Below are 17,196 nucleotides of genomic sequence, written 5' to 3' on the forward strand. Positions count from 1 at the left end.
CGATCATCTTCGCAGATAAGACCAGTATTTTGCTGCGAATTGCGACGAAACGGATATAATGCCCGGCTTTATTGCAAGACACGTCTTCTTTTTCACTCCGAAGAGTGACAAAGCAAGAATGTCGCGGTATTTTACGCGATGCCTGAATAATTGCGGGAGATAGCAGCAAGATGGCGCACAAATTTCACATACTGCTTTTGAACGGACCCAACCTGAACCTGTTGGGAACGCGCGAGCCTGAGAAGTATGGTCACACCACGCTGGCGCAAATTGTCGGCGATCTGACGCAACAGGCTGATCAGCACCATGTGAAATTGAGTCATTTGCAATCGAACGCAGAGTTTCAGTTGATCGATCGTATCCATGAGGCCAGAGGCAATGTGGATTACATCATCATCAATCCTGCTGCGTTCACGCACACCAGCGTCGCGCTGCGTGATGCCCTGCTGGCGGTGAGCATTCCTTTTATCGAGGTGCATCTCACGAACGTGCATGCCCGCGAACCGTTCCGCCACCACTCCTATCTTTCCGATGTATCTGCTGGCGTCATTTGTGGACTTGGCGCTGATGGATACTCGTGGGCTTTACAAACGGCGGTCAAACGCCTGACACATTCCAATTAAACAGAGTACGGAACCACACTCATGGATATTCGTAAAATTAAGAAACTGATCGAACTGGTTGAAGAGTCCGGCATCGCTGAGCTGGAAATCTCTGAGGGCGAAGAGTCCGTTCGCATCAGCCGTTCACCTGCCAATGTCGGTTATCCTATTATGCAGCAGGCTTATGCTGCACCTGCACCTCAGATGGCTCCTCTGGCCGCTGCGGTTGCCCCGGCTGCCGCGCCGGTAGCGGCTGAAGCTGCTAAGCCGGAAATCAGTGGCCACATCGTGCGTTCACCGATGGTCGGCACCTTCTATCGCACCCCAAGCCCGGATGCGAAAGCCTTTATCGAAGTCGGCCAGAAAGTTAACGTTGGCGACACCCTGTGCATCGTTGAAGCGATGAAAATGATGAACCAGATCGAAGCCGATAAATCCGGCGTGGTGAAAGCGATTCTGGTGGAAAGTGGCCAGCCGGTTGAATTTGACGAGCCGCTGGTTGTCATCGAATAACGAGGCGAACCATGCTGGATAAAATTGTCATTGCTAACCGCGGTGAGATTGCGCTGCGCATTCTGCGTGCCTGTAAAGAGCTGGGCATCAAGACTGTGGCGGTGCACTCCACGGCGGACCGTGACCTGAAGCACGTGCTGCTGGCAGATGAAACTGTCTGCATCGGCCCGGCGCAGTCGGTCAAAAGTTACCTCAATATTCCGGCCCTGATCTCCGCCGCCGAAATCACCGGCGCGGTAGCGATCCATCCGGGATATGGCTTCCTGTCTGAGAACGCCGATTTTGCCGAGCAGGTTGAGCGCTCCGGCTTTATCTTTATCGGCCCGAAAGCGGACACCATCCGCCTGATGGGTGACAAAGTGTCGGCGATCACCGCGATGAAAAAAGCGGGTGTCCCGACCGTACCCGGTTCTGACGGCCCGCTGACGGAAGACATGGATAAAAACCGTGCCTTCGCCAAACGCATCGGTTACCCGGTGATCATCAAAGCCTCCGGCGGCGGTGGTGGTCGTGGTATGCGCGTGGTGCGCAGCGACAAGGATCTTGAGCAATCCATCAACATGACGAAAGCGGAAGCCAAAGCGGCTTTCAACAACGACATGGTCTACATGGAAAAATACCTTGAGAATCCGCGCCACATCGAGATTCAGGTCATGGCTGACGGCCAGGGCAACGCCATCTATCTGGCGGAGCGCGACTGCTCAATGCAGCGCCGTCACCAGAAAGTGGTGGAAGAAGCGCCGGCACCGGGCATTACCCCGGAACTGCGTAGCTTTATCGGCGACCGCTGTGCCAAAGCCTGTGTGGATATCGGCTACCGCGGTGCGGGGACTTTCGAGTTCCTGTTCGAAAACGGCGAGTTCTACTTCATTGAGATGAACACCCGTATTCAGGTAGAACACCCGGTCACTGAGATGATCACCGGTGTTGACCTGATCAAGGAACAGCTGCGTATTGCTGCCGGTCAGCCGCTGTCGATCCGTCAGGAAGACGTGGTGATCCGTGGTCATGCGGTGGAATGCCGTATCAACGCCGAAGATCCGAACACCTTCCTGCCGAGTCCGGGCAAGATCACGCGCTTTCACGCACCGGGTGGTTTCGGTGTGCGCTGGGAATCGCATATCTATGCCGGTTACAGCGTGCCGCCGTACTACGACTCCATGATCGGCAAGCTGATCACCTACGGTGAAAACCGTGACGTGGCAATTGCACGCATGAAGAATGCGCTGGCGGAACTGATCATCGACGGCATCAAGACCAACGTCGAGCTGCAGATGAAAATCATGTCCGACGAAAACTTCCAGCAGGGTGGCACCAATATCCACTACCTGGAGAAAAAACTCGGCCTGCAAGAGTAATCCTTGTCGCGCAGAGATCCTTTGAGGCCGGTTAAACCGGCCTTTTTCATTTTTGTTGCCTTTGAGGTTGCATGATGGATTGGCGTTTTGTGCAAGCGAATAAAGAGGCGCGCTGGGCGTTGTATCTGGCGCTGGCGTATCTCGCTGTGTGGGGGCTTTCCGCCTGGCTGGGTGGCGACGCCTCCGGTATCACCGGGCTGCCGCGCTGGTTTGAACTCTCCTGCCTGTTTGCTCCCGTGTTGTTCATTGTGTTGTGCTGGTTGATGGTGCGCGTGGTTTTCCGCGATATGTCACTGGAGGACAACGATGGAAAGTGAAATCATTTTACCCCTGCTGGCCTATCTGGTGCTGATCGCGGGATTATCCGTTTTTGCTATGCGCAAGCAGCGTCAGGGTAACTTCCTGACCGAATATTTTCTTGGCAATCGCTCGATGGGCGGCTTTGTGCTGGCGATGACCATCACCGCCACCTATATCAGCGCCAGCTCATTTATTGGTGGCCCCGGTGCGGCCTACAAATATGGTCTCGGCTGGGTGTTGCTGGCGATGATTCAGGTGCCCGCAGTCTGGCTGTCGCTCGGGGTACTGGGCAAAAAATTTGCCATCCTGGCACGCCGCTATAATGCCGTGACGCTGAATGACATGTTGTATGGTCGCTATCGCAGCCCACTACTGATTTGGCTGGCGAGTCTGAGCCTGCTGACGGCGTTTATCGGTGCGATGACGGTGCAGTTTATTGGCGGCGCACGTCTGCTGGAAACCGCCGCAGGGATTCCCTACGATACCGGACTGTTGATTTTTGGCGGCACCATCGCGCTCTATACCGCGGTGGGTGGCTTTCGCGCCAGCGTTCTGAATGACGCGATGCAGGGGCTGGTGATGCTGATAGGGACTTTCCTGCTGCTGTTTGCGGTGATCCATCAAGCCGGCGGGCTGGAAACGGCAGTCACCAAACTGCGCACTATCGATCCACAGCTGGTATCACCGGAAGGGGTGGGTAATGTCATCACTCCCACCTTCCTGAGTTCGTTTGCCGTGCTGGTGTGTTTTGGTGTGATTGGCCTGCCGCACACCGCCGTGCGCTGTATCTCGTACAAAGACAGCAAAGCGATGCATCGCGGTATTATCCTCGGCACCATCGTGGTGGTGATCCTGATGCTGGGGATGCATCTGGCTGGTGCACTTGGCCGGGCGATCATCCCGGATCTGACGATCCCCGATCGGGTGATCCCAACCTTGATGATCACCGTGTTGCCACCGATGGCCGCCGGGATCTTTCTTGCCGCACCAATGGCAGCCATCATGTCGACCATTAACGCGCAGCTGCTACAATCCTCCGCTACCCTGATCAAAGATCTGTATCTGCGCATCGCGCCACAACACAGCGAGAATGAGGCACGCCTGCGGCTGCTTTCTGGCACCATCACCTTCGTGCTGGGCATCCTGCTGCTGCTGGCGGCGTGGAACCCACCGGATATGATCATCTGGCTGAACCTGCTGGCCTTTGGTGGCCTGGAAGCGGTGTTCCTGTGGCCGCTGGTGCTCGGTCTGTATTGGCAGCGCGCCAACGCTGCCGGTGCGATCAGCGGCATGGTGGTCGGTGCCGCATGCTACACGCTGCTTGCCAGCCTGAAACTGGAGCTATGGGGCTTCCACCCTATCGTTCCTTCCCTGATCCTTAGCCTGCTGGCCTTCCTGGTAGGTAATCTGTTTGGCACCGCGTCTGATGAACCTGACGCGGCCCTGGAATAAAGAGAAACGCTATGCCGTGGATTCAAATCAAAATTAACAGCTCGGGTGAGCACGCTGAGACCCTGAGTGATGCCCTGATGGAGAGCGGCGCGGTATCCGTGACCTTTCAGGATACCCACGATAACCCGGTTTACGAACCGCTGCCGGGCGAAACGCTGTTGTGGGGCGATACCGATGTAATCGGCCTGTTTGATGCCGAAACTGACATGGACGGTGTGGTCGCGGAACTGAGTCAGCACCCGCTGCTTGGTCAGGGTTTCCGTCATAAGATCGAGCAGATCGAAGACAAAGACTGGGAGCGCGAATGGATGGATAATTTCCACCCAATGCGTTTCGGCGAGCGTTTATGGATCTGTCCGAGTTGGCGTGAAGTGCCCGATCCGAACGCCGTCAACGTGATGCTCGATCCCGGTCTGGCGTTTGGCACCGGTACACACCCGACCACAGCGCTGTGCCTGAGCTGGCTGGATGGTCTCGATTTGCAGGGCAAAACCGTGATCGATTTCGGCTGTGGTTCCGGCATTCTGGCTATCGCTGCCCTGAAACTCGGCGCAGCCCAGGCGATCGGGATTGATATCGATCCGCAGGCCATTCAGGCCAGCCGCGATAATGCGGAACGCAACGGCGTGGCCGATCGTCTGGCGCTGTATTTACCGCATCAGCAGCCAGAGAATTTGCAGGCAGATGTGGTGGTCGCCAATATTCTTGCCGGCCCGCTGCGCGAGTTAGCGCCGTTAATCAGCGTATTGCCGAAAGCCGGTGGACACCTGGGCTTATCGGGCGTGCTGGCCAGCCAGGCAGAAAGCGTGTGTGAAGCCTATACCGAGCGCTTTGCCCTCGACCCGGTAGCCGAAAAAGAAGAGTGGTGCCGCATCACCGGCGTGCGTCGTTGATACCGCATAATTAGTCCCCTTCATCCTTGACGTCCCGCCACATCTCTTGCGAATCCGGTGATGTGGCGTTTTTTATGTTGTGATTTGGCTCAAGTTTTCAGAAAAACTTTTGTTCACAATTTCAGCGTATTTTTTTAATTATCTGAATAATATAGGTATTTCTTATAGTTGTTGCTGATCGGCCCGATTTCCTTGATCTTTACCTGCTAATTGTTCAAAGTTTGGCCTTTCATCTTCGTGAAAAAATGCGTAATATACGCCGCCTTGCGAACAGTTAGGGTCACTTCTTTTTCATGCGCATTGGACATCATCAGCTACGTAATCGACTCATCGCTGCGCCTATGGCCGGGGTTACCGACAAGCCATTTCGCACCTTGTGTTATGAGAACGGCGCTGGCATGACAGTCTCCGAGATGTTGTCATCAAACCCGGAAGTATGGGCCAGTGACAAATCCCGTTTGCGTATGGTGCATAGTGACGAGCCCGGTATTCGTGCCGTGCAAATAGCCGGTTGTGATCCCGATGAAATGGCGGCTGCCGCGCGCATTAATGTGGCGTCAGGTGCTCAGGTCATTGACATCAACATGGGCTGTCCGGCGAAGAAAGTGAATCGTAAGATGGCGGGTTCTGCGCTGCTGCAACATCCGCAACTGGTTGAGTCTATTCTCACCGCGGTGGTGAATGCAGTTGATGTGCCCGTTACGCTGAAGATTCGCACTGGCTGGGACAAAGAAAATCGTAATTGTGTAGAGATTGCCCAATTGGCTGAACGCTGTGGCATTCAGGCCCTCACCATACATGGACGCACTCGCGCCTGTTTGTTTGAAGGGCAAGCTGAATACGACAGCATTCGGACAGTTAAGCAGAGCGTTTCCATTCCGGTTATCGCGAATGGAGACATTACTGACCCGCATAAAGCCAGAGCAGTGCTCGATTATACAGGAGCCGATGCTCTGATGATCGGTCGCGCTGCTCAGGGAAGACCGTGGATCTTCCGGGAAATCCAGCATTATCTGGACACAGGGGAGCTGCTGGCACCGAAGCCGCTGGCTGAAGTGAAGCATATGCTGATTGGACACATACGGGAGCTGCACGACTTTTACGGTCAGCGCAAGGGATACCGTATTGCCCGAAAACACGTTTCCTGGTATTTGCAGGAAAATGCCCCTGATGACCAGTTTCGGCGCACATTCAACGCCATAGAGGATGCCAGCGAACAGCTGGAGGCGTTGGAGGCATACTTCGAAAATCTTGCGTAAACGAAATAAAGAGCTGAAAGAACTATGTTCGAACAACGCGTAAATTCTGACGTACTGACCGTTTCTACCGTTAACTCACAGGATCAGGTGACGCAAAAGCCTCTGCGTGATTCGGTTAAACAGGCACTGAAGAACTATTTTGCTCAACTGAACGGTCAGGATGTTAGTGACCTGTATGAACTGGTACTGGCTGAAGTCGAGCAGCCTCTGTTGGACATGGTGATGCAGTACACCCGTGGCAACCAGACCCGTGCAGCTCTGATGATGGGTATCAACCGTGGTACTCTGCGTAAGAAGCTGAAAAAATACGGCATGAACTGATTTCAGTTTGTTGCTGCGATAACGCCAGCCCTCGGGCTGGCGTTTTTGTTTCTGTTTCCCGCCGTTAACAACGCATGAAACAATTGTCACCATAATGGTAACATTAGTTGCAATTGCTCCGGTGATATTCCACCGCGAAATCCCGGCGCTGAATGTCCCATTTTGGCTCAGCTTTCCTCGACTTTCCCCCACCTCTTTGCCCGTCAGCCCCCTGCCCATGTGATCCTGAACTGATTCAGCCGCAAATCTGCAAATTCATACATTTTGTCCTGCGTCCCCGCTCACACTGCTTCCATATAGTGAAACTTTTTGCACTGTTTGTGATCGAGGCGACTCGCTTTGCTTCCTTTTGGTGCGCGATAGTAGTCGGAACTTTCTGAATGCTTCAGGTTATGAAGAGATCTTTCTAATGAATTCAGGATTCTGCAAACCTGGCATCAGCTTTGCAGAGTCTGGAATGGCTGACCGCCACAGACAGGAAAAGCGCACTTAAAAGTGTGCAATGCAACCACATAACAACACGATCTCGCCACACAGGATGCTTTATGAAAAAGATGATGCTCTCCACCCTGGTCGCTGCAGCTTCTCTGTTCGCTGTTGCTCAGCAAGCGCATGCAGGCACCACGTTGGATGCAATTAAGAAGAAAGGGTTTGTTCAGTGCGGTATCAGTGATGGCCTGCCAGGCTTCTCTTATGCAGATGCCAGCGGCAAATTCACCGGTATCGACGTTGACGTCTGCCGTGCTGCTGCAGCTGCCGTATTTGGCGATGCCAGCAAGGTGAAATACACCCCGCTGACCGCTAAAGAGCGTTTCACCGCACTGCAATCAGGTGAAGTGGACATTCTGTCCCGTAACACCACCTGGACTTCTTCACGCGATGGCGGCATGGGCTTCCTGTTCGCGGGCGTGAACTACTACGACGGCATCGGCTTCCTGACCCATAAAAAAGCCGGTCTCAAAAGCGCGAAAGAACTGGACGGTGCCACGGTATGTATCCAGGCCGGTACCGATACCGAGTTGAACGTGGCGGATTACTTCAAAGCCAACAACATGCAGTACACGCCAGTGACTTTCGACCGCTCTGACGAATCCGCTAAAGCGCTCGACAGCGGCCGCTGTGATACCCTGGCTTCTGACCAGTCTCAGCTGTATGCGCTGCGTATCAAGCTGGGCAAACCAGACGAATTTATCGTTCTGCCGGAAGTGATCTCCAAAGAGCCGCTGGGCCCGGTGGTACGTCGTGGTGATGATGACTGGTTCACCATCGTTAAATGGTCCCTGTACGCCATGCTGAATGCGGAAGAGATGGGTATCAACTCTAAAAACGTTGACCAGTTGGCGGCCAAACCGTCTAACCCGGACATGGCTCACCTGCTGGGTGCGGAAGGCGACTTCGGTAAAGACCTGAAACTCGACAACAAGTGGGCATTCAACATCATCAAACAGGTGGGTAACTACCAGGAAAGCTTTGACCGCAACGTCGGTAAAGACAGTGCTCTGAAAATCGCGCGTGGTCAAAATGCGCTCTGGAATCAGGGCGGTATCCAGTACGCTCCGCCGGTACGTTAATTCTGCCTTCCAGTCGGGCACCGCACCCTGCGGTGCCCAATGCGTTTTCTTCACTGAGGTTTCAACATGTCACAACGCCCAACCGTAAAAAGGGATTTTTCGTTCGGTAATCCTACGGTTCGCGCCTGGCTTTACCAGATTGTCGCGATTGTGGCCGTGTTCGCTGTGGTGGGATATCTCATCCACAACACAGTGATCAACCTGGCCAATCGTGGCATCACATCAGGTTTCGGCTTTCTGGAGCGCAGTGCCGGCTTCGGTATCGTGCAGCACCTGATTGATTACACCGAGGGAGATACCTACGCGCGCGTGTTTATGGTGGGGTTAACCAACACCCTGCTGGTTTCCGCGCTCTGTATTGTTTTCGCTTCTATCCTCGGATTCTTTATCGGTCTCGCACGTCTGTCAGATAACTGGCTGCTGCGCAGGCTCTCCACGATTTATATCGAGACGTTCCGTAATATTCCGCCGCTGCTGCAAATCTTCTTCTGGTACTTTGCGGTGCTGCGTAATTTACCCGGTCCGCGCCAGGCCTTGAATGCCTTTGATCTGGCCTTTGTCAGTAACCGCGGACTTTATATTCCGTGGCCGACGTATGCCCCTGGCACATGGCCGTTTGTCATCGCACTGCTGCTGGCGATTGCCGGTAGCGTGGGACTGTTCCGCTTTAACCGTAAGCACCAGCTTAAAACCGGTCAGCTACGTCGTACCTGGCCCATTGCTGCTGCGATGATCATTCTGTTTCCGCTGATTGCCCACGCAATGTTCGGCGCAGCGACACATTGGGATGTGCCGGAACTGCGCGGATTTAACTTCCGTGGTGGTTTCGTGATGATTCCTGAACTGGCGTCGCTGACGTTGGCGTTGTCGATTTATACCTCTTCGTTTATCGCGGAAGTGATTCGTTCAGGTATTCAGTCGGTGCCGCATGGCCAGAATGAAGCCGCACGCTCGCTCGGTTTGCCGAACCCCGTCACCATGCGTCAGGTCATCATTCCTCAGGCCATGCGCGTGATTATTCCACCGCTGACCAGTCAGTATCTCAACATCGTGAAGAACTCTTCACTGGCTGCGGCCATCGGTTATCCAGATATGGTGTCGCTGTTTGCCGGTACGGTGCTGAACCAGACGGGTCAGGCCATTGAGACGATTGCGATCACGATGGCGGTCTACCTGATCATTAGCCTGGTCATTTCACTGCTGATGAACCTCTACAACCGCAAAATCGCGCTGGTTGAGCGTTAAGAGAACGGGATTATTATGTCTGTTACCACACATGAAACACCGCCGGTGCCAACCAATCCCGTCAGCAAAGCCTGGGGTTGGGCACGTAAAAACCTGTTCTCCAGCTGGTTTAACACGCTGCTGACGCTGCTTTGCTTCTGGATTATCTGGAGTGTGATTCCGCCAGCGCTGAACTGGCTGGTCTTCCAGGCCAACTGGATAGGCTCAACCCGTGCTGACTGTACCAAAGAGGGTGCCTGCTGGGTGTTTATCCATGCACGCTTTGGTCAGTTTATGTATGGGCTGTACCCGCATGAGCTGCGCTGGCGTATCAATCTGGCGCTGGTGATTGGCTTGCTTTCCATTATCCCGATGTTCATCAAATCGATGCCGCATCGTGGCCGTTACATCGCTTGCTGGGCAGTAGCCTATCCGATCATCGTTTGGTTCCTGATGTATGGTGGCTATTTGGGCCTCGATCGTGTCGAGACACGCCAGTGGGGTGGCCTGACGCTGACGCTGATTATCGCGTCGGTCGGGATCGCCGGTGCTTTGCCATTGGGTATTTTGCTGGCGCTGGGACGTCGTTCAAAGATGCCTGTCGTGCGCACGCTTTCGGTGATTTTTATCGAGTTCTGGCGTGGCGTACCGCTGATTACCGTGCTGTTTATGTCATCAGTGATGCTGCCGCTGTTTATGGCAGAAGGCACGACCATCGATAAGTTGGTACGCGCCCTGGTCGGGGTGATTTTGTTCCAGTCTGCCTATGTGGCGGAAGTGGTACGCGGCGGCTTACAAGCGTTACCCAAAGGTCAGTATGAAGCGGCTGAATCACTGGCGCTGGGTTACTGGAAAACACAGATTCTGGTGATTCTGCCACAAGCGCTCAAACTCACCATTCCTGGCCTGGTAAACACCATTATCGCGCTGTTTAAAGATACCAGTCTGGTGATCATCATTGGCCTGTTCGATCTTTTCAGTAGCGTGCAGCAGGCAACCGTTGACCCCACATGGCTTGGGATGTCGACTGAAGGCTATGTCTTTGCTGCCCTCGTTTACTGGATTTTCTGTTTTAGTATGTCGCGCTATAGCCAGTACCTGGAGAAGCGTTTTCACACCGGGCGTAAATCGCACTGAGGTTTTACATGACACAATCTATGAATAATTCTGCTGACGCAATGATGATTACGCTCGAAAACGTGAATAAATGGTATGGCCAATTCCACGTGCTGAAAGATATCAATCTGCAGGTCAAACCGCGTGAACGTATCGTCCTGTGTGGTCCGTCAGGTTCAGGAAAATCCACGACCATTCGCTGCATTAACCATCTGGAAGAACATCAGCAGGGCCGTATCGTTGTCGATGGTATCCATTTGAATGATGATGTGCGCAATATTGAACGTGTAAGAACCGAAGTCGGCATGGTATTCCAGCACTTCAATCTTTTCCCGCACCTGACTGTGTTGCAGAACTGCACCCTGGCACCGATTTGGGTGCGTAAGATGCCAAAGAAAGAAGCGGAAGAACTGGCGATGCATTACCTGCAACGTGTGCGTATTGCAGAACATGCACATAAATTCCCGGGGCAGCTGTCCGGTGGTCAGCAACAACGCGTAGCCATTGCCCGTTCGCTCTGCATGAAACCCAAAATCATGCTGTTTGACGAACCTACCTCTGCTCTTGACCCGGAAATGGTAAAAGAAGTTCTCGATACCATGATTGGTTTGGCAGAAGATGGCATGACCATGCTGTGCGTGACCCATGAGATGGGCTTTGCACGTACCGTAGCTGACCGGGTGATCTTTATGGATCGCGGTGAGATTGTTGAGCAAGCGCCACCGCAGGAGTTCTTTGCCAATCCTAAATCAGAACGTACACGCGCGTTCCTGTCGCAGGTTATTCACTAAACAAAGTCGCTGTCGATGCTTTACCGACCCTCTGCTCAGGCAGGGGGTTTTTTATTGCCTGATGGTGTAGCGGCGTAATTTATCGCGCGGGTTTTCAGGCCGCTTCACGTAAAACCTGCGCGATAAATCGCGCCGCTACGGGATTTGGACGTAAAAAAGCCCTGAACTTTCGTTCAGGGCTTCTTCACTAATTGATGCCTGGCAGTTCCCTACTCTCGCATGGGGAGACCCCACACTACCATCGGCGCTACGGCGTTTCACTTCTGAGTTCGGCATGGGGTCAGGTGGGACCACCGCGCTACAGCCGCCAGGCAAATTCTTTTGAATCCGAACTCATGCCATAACTGGTGCTGATACCCAGAGTCGAACTGGGGACCTCACCCTTACCAAGGGTGCGCTCTACCAACTGAGCCATATCAGCACACTTAAATTGATGCCTGGCAGTTCCCTACTCTCGCATGGGGAGACCCCACACTACCATCGGCGCTACGGCGTTTCACTTCTGAGTTCGGCATGGGGTCAGGTGGGACCACCGCGCTACAGCCGCCAGGCAAATTCTGTTTATCCGCACCGCCCTCACAGGCCATACGAATCAATCCGTTCGAACAATGCTGAAAATTCTTTGCGTCTCTCAACTCAAAACGCCTCTGGCGTTGTAAGGTTAAGCCTCACGGGTCATTAGTACCGGTTAGCTCAATGCATCGCTGCACTTACACATCCGGCCTATCAACGTCGTCGTCTTCAACGTCCCTTCAGGACCCTCAAGGGGTCAGGGAGAACTCATCTCGGGGCAAGTTTCGTGCTTAGATGCTTTCAGCACTTATCTTTTCCGCACTTAGCTACCGGGCAATGCCATTGGCATGACAACCCGAACACCAGTGGTGCGTTCACTCCGGTCCTCTCGTACTAGGAGCAACCCCCCTCAATTCTCCAGCGCCCACGGCAGATAGGGACCGAACTGTCTCACGACGTTCTAAACCCAGCTCGCGTACCACTTTAAACGGCGAACAGCCGTACCCTTGGGACCTACTTCAGCCCCAGGATGTGATGAGCCGACATCGAGGTGCCAAACACCGCCGTCGATATGAACTCTTGGGCGGTATCAGCCTGTTATCCCCGGAGTACCTTTTATCCGTTGAGCGATGGCCCTTCCATTCAGAACCACCGGATCACTATGACCTGCTTTCGCACCTGCTCGAGCCGTCACTCTCGCAGTCAAGCTGGCTTATGCCATTGCACTAACCTCCTGATGTCCGACCAGGATTAGCCAACCTTCGTGCTCCTCCGTTACACTTTGGGAGGAGACCGCCCCAGTCAAACTACCCACCAGACACTGTCCGCAGCCCGGATTACGGGCCTACGTTAGAACATCAAACATTAAAGGGTGGTATTTCAAGGTTGGCTCCACGCAGACTGGCGTCCACGCTTCAAAGCCTCCCACCTATCCTACACATCAAGGCTCAATGTTCAGTGTCAAGCTATAGTAAAGGTTCACGGGGTCTTTCCGTCTTGCCGCGGGTACACTGCATCTTCACAGCGATTTCAATTTTCACTGAGTCTCGGGTGGAGACAGCCTGGCCATCATTACGCCATTCGTGCAGGTCGGAACTTACCCGACAAGGAATTTCGCTACCTTAGGACCGTTATAGTTACGGCCGCCGTTTACCGGGGCTTCGATCAAGAGCTTCTCCTTACGGATAACCCCATCAATTAACCTTCCGGCACCGGGCAGGCGTCACACCGTATACGTCCACTTTCGTGTTTGCACAGTGCTGTGTTTTTAATAAACAGTTGCAGCCAGCTGGTATCTTCGACTGGCTTCAGCTCCGGGAGCAAGTCCCTTCACCTAATGCCAGCGTGCCTTCTCCCGAAGTTACGGCACCATTTTGCCTAGTTCCTTCACCCGAGTTCTCTCAAGCGCCTTGGTATTCTCTACCTGACCACCTGTGTCGGTTTGGGGTACGATTTCGTGTTACCTGGAGCTTAGAGGCTTTTCCTGGAAGCAGGGCATCAGTTACTTCACCACCGTAGTGGCTCGTCATCACGCCTCAGCATAAAGCGCACCGGATTTGCCTGGTACACATGCCTACACGCTTAAACCGGGACAACCGTCGCCCGGATAACCTAGCCTTCTCCGTCCCCCCTTCGCAGTAACACCAAGTACAGGAATATTAACCTGTTTCCCATCGACTACGCTTTTCAGCCTCGCCTTAGGGGTCGACTCACCCTGCCCCGATTAACGTTGGACAGGAACCCTTGGTCTTCCGGCGAGCGGGCTTTTCACCCGCTTTATCGTTACTTATGTCAGCATTCGCACTTCTGATACCTCCAGCAGACCTCACAGTCCACCTTCAACGGCTTACAGAACGCTCCCCTACCCAACAACACATAGTGTCGCTGCCGCAGCTTCGGTGCATGGTTTAGCCCCGTTACATCTTCCGCGCAGGCCGACTCGACCAGTGAGCTATTACGCTTTCTTTAAATGATGGCTGCTTCTAAGCCAACATCCTGGCTGTCTGGGCCTTCCCACATCGTTTCCCACTTAACCATGACTTTGGGACCTTAGCTGGCGGTCTGGGTTGTTTCCCTCTTCACGACGGACGTTAGCACCCGCCGTGTGTCTCCCGTGATAACATTCTCCGGTATTCGTAGTTTGCATCGGGTTGGTAAGCCGGGATGGCCCCCCTAGCCGAAACAGTGCTCTACCCCCGGAGATGAATTCACGAGGCGCTACCTAAATAGCTTTCGGGGAGAACCAGCTATCTCCCGGTTTGATTGGCCTTTCACCCCCAGCCACAAGTCATCCGCTAATTTTTCAACATTAGTCGGTTCGGTCCTCCAGTTAGTGTTACCCAACCTTCAACCTGCCCATGGCTAGATCACCGGGTTTCGGGTCTATACCCTGCAACTTAACGCCCAATTAAGACTCGGTTTCCCTGCGGCTCCCCTATACGGTTAACCTTGCTACAGAATATAAGTCGCTGACCCATTATACAAAAGGTACGCAGTCACCTAACAAGTAGGCTCCCACTGCTTGTACGTACACGGTTTCAGGTTCTGTTTCACTCCCCTCGCCGGGGTTCTTTTCGCCTTTCCCTCACGGTACTGGTTCACTATCGGTCAGTCAGGAGTATTTAGCCTTGGAGGATGGTCCCCCCATATTCAGACAGGATACCACGTGTCCCGCCCTACTCATCGAACTCACAGTATGTGTATCTTCGTGTACGGGAGTATCACCCTGTACCCTGCGACTTTCCAGACGCTTCCACTGACACACAAACTGATTCAGGTTCTGGGCTGTTCCCCGTTCGCTCGCCGCTACTGGGGGAATCTCGGTTGATTTCTTTTCCTCGGGGTACTTAGATGTTTCAGTTCCCCCGGTTCGCCTCGTTAACCTATGTATTCAGTTAACGATAGTGCACAAGTGCACTGGGTTTCCCCATTCGGACATCGTCGGCTGTAGCGGTTCATATCACCTTACCGACGCTTTTCGCAGATTAGCACGTCCTTCATCGCCTCTGACTGCCAGGGCATCCACCGTGTACGCTTAGTCGCTTAACCTCACAACCCACAGACGTTTTCACGCATGCAGACTGCAAGCATTTGAGAGACTCGAACACATCGCTTTCATTTCTTATTACGGAGAAATGAAACAACGTGTCGTTTCAAATTTTCAGCTTGTTCCGGATTGTTAAAGAGCAAATATCTCAAACATGACTCGTAAGCCAGTTTTGAGATACTGAGCAGCGACACCTTTCACCTGTCACCAAGCAAGTGGCGTCCCCTAGGGGATTCGAACCCCTGTTGCCGCCGTGAAAGGGCGGAGTCCTAACCGCTAGACGAAGGGGACACATGAAGTGTCACGACTTCGCAGCCGTCTTGCTCATTACGTTTTCATCAGACAATCTGTGTGAGCACTTCGAAGGAAAGCATCTTCAGGTAAGGAGGTGATCCAACCGCAGGTTCCCCTACGGTTACCTTGTTACGACTTCACCCCAGTCATGAATCACAAAGTGGTAAGCGCCCTCCCGAAGGTTAAGCTACCTACTTCTTTTGCAACCCACTCCCATGGTGTGACGGGCGGTGTGTACAAGGCCCGGGAACGTATTCACCGTAGCATTCTGATCTACGATTACTAGCGATTCCGACTTCATGGAGTCGAGTTGCAGACTCCAATCCGGACTACGACGCACTTTATGAGGTCCGCTTGCTCTCGCGAGGTCGCTTCTCTTTGTATGCGCCATTGTAGCACGTGTGTAGCCCTGGCCGTAAGGGCCATGATGACTTGACGTCATCCCCACCTTCCTCCGGTTTATCACCGGCAGTCTCCTTTGAGTTCCCGACCGAATCGCTGGCAACAAAGGATAAGGGTTGCGCTCGTTGCGGGACTTAACCCAACATTTCACAACACGAGCTGACGACAGCCATGCAGCACCTGTCTCACGGTTCCCGAAGGCACTAAGGCATCTCTGCCGAATTCCGTGGATGTCAAGGCCAGGTAAGGTTCTTCGCGTTGCATCGAATTAAACCACATGCTCCACCGCTTGTGCGGGCCCCCGTCAATTCATTTGAGTTTTAACCTTGCGGCCGTACTCCCCAGGCGGTCGACTTAACGCGTTAGCTCCGGAAGCCACGCCTCAAGGGCACAACCTCCAAGTCGACATCGTTTACAGCGTGGACTACCAGGGTATCTAATCCTGTTTGCTCCCCACGCTTTCGCACCTGAGCGTCAGTCTCTGTCCAGGGGGCCGCCTTCGCCACCGGTATTCCTCCAGATCTCTACGCATTTCACCGCTACACCTGGAATTCTACCCCCCTCTACAAGACTCTAGCCTGCCAGTTTCGAATGCAGTTCCCAGGTTAAGCCCGGGGATTTCACATCCGACTTGACAGACCGCCTGCGTGCGCTTTACGCCCAGTAATTCCGATTAACGCTTGCACCCTCCGTATTACCGCGGCTGCTGGCACGGAGTTAGCCGGTGCTTCTTCTGCGGGTAACGTCAATTGCTGAAGTTATTAACCTCAACACCTTCCTCCCCGCTGAAAGTACTTTACAACCCGAAGGCCTTCTTCATACACGCGGCATGGCTGCATCAGGCTTGCGCCCATTGTGCAATATTCCCCACTGCTGCCTCCCGTAGGAGTCTGGACCGTGTCTCAGTTCCAGTGTGGCTGGTCATCCTCTCAGACCAGCTAGGGATCGTCGCCTAGGTGAGCCATTACCCCACCTACTAGCTAATCCCATCTGGGTTCATCCGATGGTGTGAGGCCCGAAGGTCCCCCACTTTGGTCTTGCGACGTTATGCGGTATTAGCTACCGTTTCCAGTAGTTATCCCCCTCCATCGGGCAGATCCCCAGACATTACTCACCCGTCCGCCACTCGTCACCCAAGGAGCAAGCTCCTCTGTGCTACCGTTCGACTTGCATGTGTTAGGCCTGCCGCCAGCGTTCAATCTGAGCCATGATCAAACTCTTCAATTTAAGTTTGATGCTCAAAGAATTAAACTTCGTAATGAATTACGTGTTCACTCTTGAGACTTGATATTTTTTAAGTCCGTAGACTTTTGATATCAATCCTGCGAGTGCCCACACAGATTGTCTGATAAATTGTTAAAGAGCAGTGCGACCAGCGGGTTAACCGTCTGTCGCGAGGTGGCGTATATTACGCTTTCCTCCTTCAGAGTCAATCTCTTTTTCGAGATTTTTCTCTGGCGGGATGAATCACTTCGTCCCTCGCTGACCGTCTGCGTTGCCGCTTTGCCGTGTCAGTGGAGGCGCATTATAGGGATCCGAAT

At 53.5% G+C, this 17,196-nt stretch carries 12 protein-coding genes, 2 tRNA genes and 4 rRNA genes; 12 read left to right on the forward strand and 6 right to left on the reverse strand.

Going from position 1 to position 17,196, the window contains the following annotated elements:
• Positions 1-170 precede the first annotated feature (170 nt).
• From aroQ to PAT9B_RS18135, 12 genes are all read left to right on the forward strand, one after another.
• Positions 171-623 carry a type II 3-dehydroquinate dehydratase gene (gene aroQ / locus PAT9B_RS18080; RefSeq protein WP_013510728.1) on the forward strand — a complete coding sequence of 151 codons (453 nt, stop codon included), beginning with the start codon at positions 171-173 and terminating at the stop codon, positions 621-623.
• A gap of 21 nt (positions 624-644) precedes the next feature.
• Complete coding sequence (gene accB, locus PAT9B_RS18085) at positions 645-1,115, forward strand: acetyl-CoA carboxylase biotin carboxyl carrier protein (protein ID WP_013510729.1); 471 nt, start codon at positions 645-647, stop codon at positions 1,113-1,115.
• A gap of 11 nt (positions 1,116-1,126) precedes the next feature.
• Positions 1,127-2,473 carry an acetyl-CoA carboxylase biotin carboxylase subunit gene (accC, locus tag PAT9B_RS18090; RefSeq protein ID WP_013510730.1) on the forward strand — a complete coding sequence of 449 codons (1,347 nt, stop codon included), beginning with the start codon at positions 1,127-1,129 and terminating at the stop codon, positions 2,471-2,473.
• 74 nt (positions 2,474-2,547) lie between these two features.
• Positions 2,548-2,790: a YhdT family protein gene (locus tag PAT9B_RS18095; RefSeq protein WP_013510731.1), complete on the forward strand. Its 243-nt coding sequence runs from the start codon at positions 2,548-2,550 to the stop codon at positions 2,788-2,790.
• Entirely contained in the window at positions 2,780-4,225 is a 1,446-nt protein-coding gene (panF, locus tag PAT9B_RS18100) for a sodium/pantothenate symporter (RefSeq protein WP_013510732.1), read from the forward strand. The genes PAT9B_RS18095 and panF overlap by 11 nt, the downstream gene beginning before the upstream one ends.
• 11 nt (positions 4,226-4,236) lie before the next feature.
• Positions 4,237-5,118, forward strand: coding sequence for a 50S ribosomal protein L11 methyltransferase (gene prmA / locus PAT9B_RS18105; protein WP_013510733.1), 882 nt, complete (start codon positions 4,237-4,239; stop codon positions 5,116-5,118).
• A gap of 293 nt (positions 5,119-5,411) precedes the next feature.
• On the forward strand, positions 5,412-6,377 hold the full coding sequence (gene dusB / locus PAT9B_RS18110; RefSeq protein ID WP_013510734.1) for a tRNA dihydrouridine synthase DusB: 966 nt from the start codon (positions 5,412-5,414) through the stop codon (positions 6,375-6,377).
• A gap of 24 nt (positions 6,378-6,401) precedes the next feature.
• Positions 6,402-6,698: a DNA-binding transcriptional regulator Fis gene (gene fis, locus PAT9B_RS18115; protein ID WP_003855228.1), complete on the forward strand. Its 297-nt coding sequence runs from the start codon at positions 6,402-6,404 to the stop codon at positions 6,696-6,698.
• Positions 6,699-7,243: 545 nt separating this feature from the next.
• Positions 7,244-8,269 carry an amino acid ABC transporter substrate-binding protein gene (locus PAT9B_RS18120; protein ID WP_013510735.1) on the forward strand — a complete coding sequence of 342 codons (1,026 nt, stop codon included), beginning with the start codon at positions 7,244-7,246 and terminating at the stop codon, positions 8,267-8,269.
• 66 nt (positions 8,270-8,335) lie between these two features.
• A complete protein-coding gene (locus PAT9B_RS18125; RefSeq protein WP_013510736.1) occupies positions 8,336-9,514 on the forward strand; it encodes an amino acid ABC transporter permease in 1,179 nt (392 codons plus the stop codon).
• A 15-nt stretch (positions 9,515-9,529) separates the two neighbouring features.
• Positions 9,530-10,630: an amino acid ABC transporter permease gene (locus PAT9B_RS18130; RefSeq protein WP_013510737.1), complete on the forward strand. Its 1,101-nt coding sequence runs from the start codon at positions 9,530-9,532 to the stop codon at positions 10,628-10,630.
• Between the two features lie 8 nt (positions 10,631-10,638).
• A complete protein-coding gene (locus PAT9B_RS18135; RefSeq protein ID WP_013510738.1) occupies positions 10,639-11,400 on the forward strand; it encodes an amino acid ABC transporter ATP-binding protein in 762 nt (253 codons plus the stop codon).
• Positions 11,401-11,596: 196 nt separating this feature from the next.
• On the opposite strand, the gene rrf (PAT9B_RS18140) is transcribed toward PAT9B_RS18135, so the two are convergent.
• The 6 genes from rrf (PAT9B_RS18140) to PAT9B_RS18165 all read right to left on the reverse strand — a co-directional run bounded on the left by rrf (PAT9B_RS18140) (position 11,597) and on the right by PAT9B_RS18165 (position 16,882).
• Positions 11,597-11,712 (reverse strand): 5S ribosomal RNA (rrf, locus tag PAT9B_RS18140).
• Between the two features lie 33 nt (positions 11,713-11,745).
• Positions 11,746-11,821 (reverse strand) — tRNA-Thr (locus PAT9B_RS18145).
• Between the two features lie 14 nt (positions 11,822-11,835).
• A 5S ribosomal RNA gene (gene rrf / locus PAT9B_RS18150) occupies positions 11,836-11,951 on the reverse strand.
• Positions 11,952-12,057: 106 nt separating this feature from the next.
• A 23S ribosomal RNA gene (locus PAT9B_RS18155) occupies positions 12,058-14,961 on the reverse strand.
• A gap of 214 nt (positions 14,962-15,175) precedes the next feature.
• Positions 15,176-15,250, reverse strand: a tRNA-Glu gene (locus PAT9B_RS18160).
• 90 nt (positions 15,251-15,340) lie between these two features.
• Positions 15,341-16,882: ribosomal RNA gene (locus tag PAT9B_RS18165) — 16S ribosomal RNA — on the reverse strand.
• Together the 16S, 23S and 5S rRNA genes with 2 tRNA genes alongside form the textbook arrangement of a ribosomal RNA operon.
• Positions 16,883-17,196: the final 314 nt, after the last annotated feature.

This window comes from Pantoea sp. At-9b (assembly GCF_000175935.2).
Classification (GTDB): domain Bacteria; phylum Pseudomonadota; class Gammaproteobacteria; order Enterobacterales; family Enterobacteriaceae; genus Pantoea.

Bases quoted from the DNA above. Each gene is read 5' to 3' on its own strand.
- aroQ (WP_013510728.1), top strand. From the start codon at position 171: ATGGCGCACAAATTTCACATACTGCTTTTGAACGGACCCAACCTGAAC.
- accB (WP_013510729.1), top strand. From the start codon at position 645: ATGGATATTCGTAAAATTAAGAAACTGATCGAACTGGTTGAAGAGTCC.
- accC (WP_013510730.1), top strand. From the start codon at position 1,127: ATGCTGGATAAAATTGTCATTGCTAACCGCGGTGAGATTGCGCTGCGC.
- PAT9B_RS18095 (WP_013510731.1), top strand. From the start codon at position 2,548: ATGGATTGGCGTTTTGTGCAAGCGAATAAAGAGGCGCGCTGGGCGTTG.
- panF (WP_013510732.1), top strand. From the start codon at position 2,780: ATGGAAAGTGAAATCATTTTACCCCTGCTGGCCTATCTGGTGCTGATC.
- prmA (WP_013510733.1), top strand. From the start codon at position 4,237: ATGCCGTGGATTCAAATCAAAATTAACAGCTCGGGTGAGCACGCTGAG.
- dusB (WP_013510734.1), top strand. From the start codon at position 5,412: ATGCGCATTGGACATCATCAGCTACGTAATCGACTCATCGCTGCGCCT.
- fis (WP_003855228.1), top strand. From the start codon at position 6,402: ATGTTCGAACAACGCGTAAATTCTGACGTACTGACCGTTTCTACCGTT.
- PAT9B_RS18120 (WP_013510735.1), top strand. From the start codon at position 7,244: ATGAAAAAGATGATGCTCTCCACCCTGGTCGCTGCAGCTTCTCTGTTC.
- PAT9B_RS18125 (WP_013510736.1), top strand. From the start codon at position 8,336: ATGTCACAACGCCCAACCGTAAAAAGGGATTTTTCGTTCGGTAATCCT.
- PAT9B_RS18130 (WP_013510737.1), top strand. From the start codon at position 9,530: ATGTCTGTTACCACACATGAAACACCGCCGGTGCCAACCAATCCCGTC.
- PAT9B_RS18135 (WP_013510738.1), top strand. From the start codon at position 10,639: ATGACACAATCTATGAATAATTCTGCTGACGCAATGATGATTACGCTC.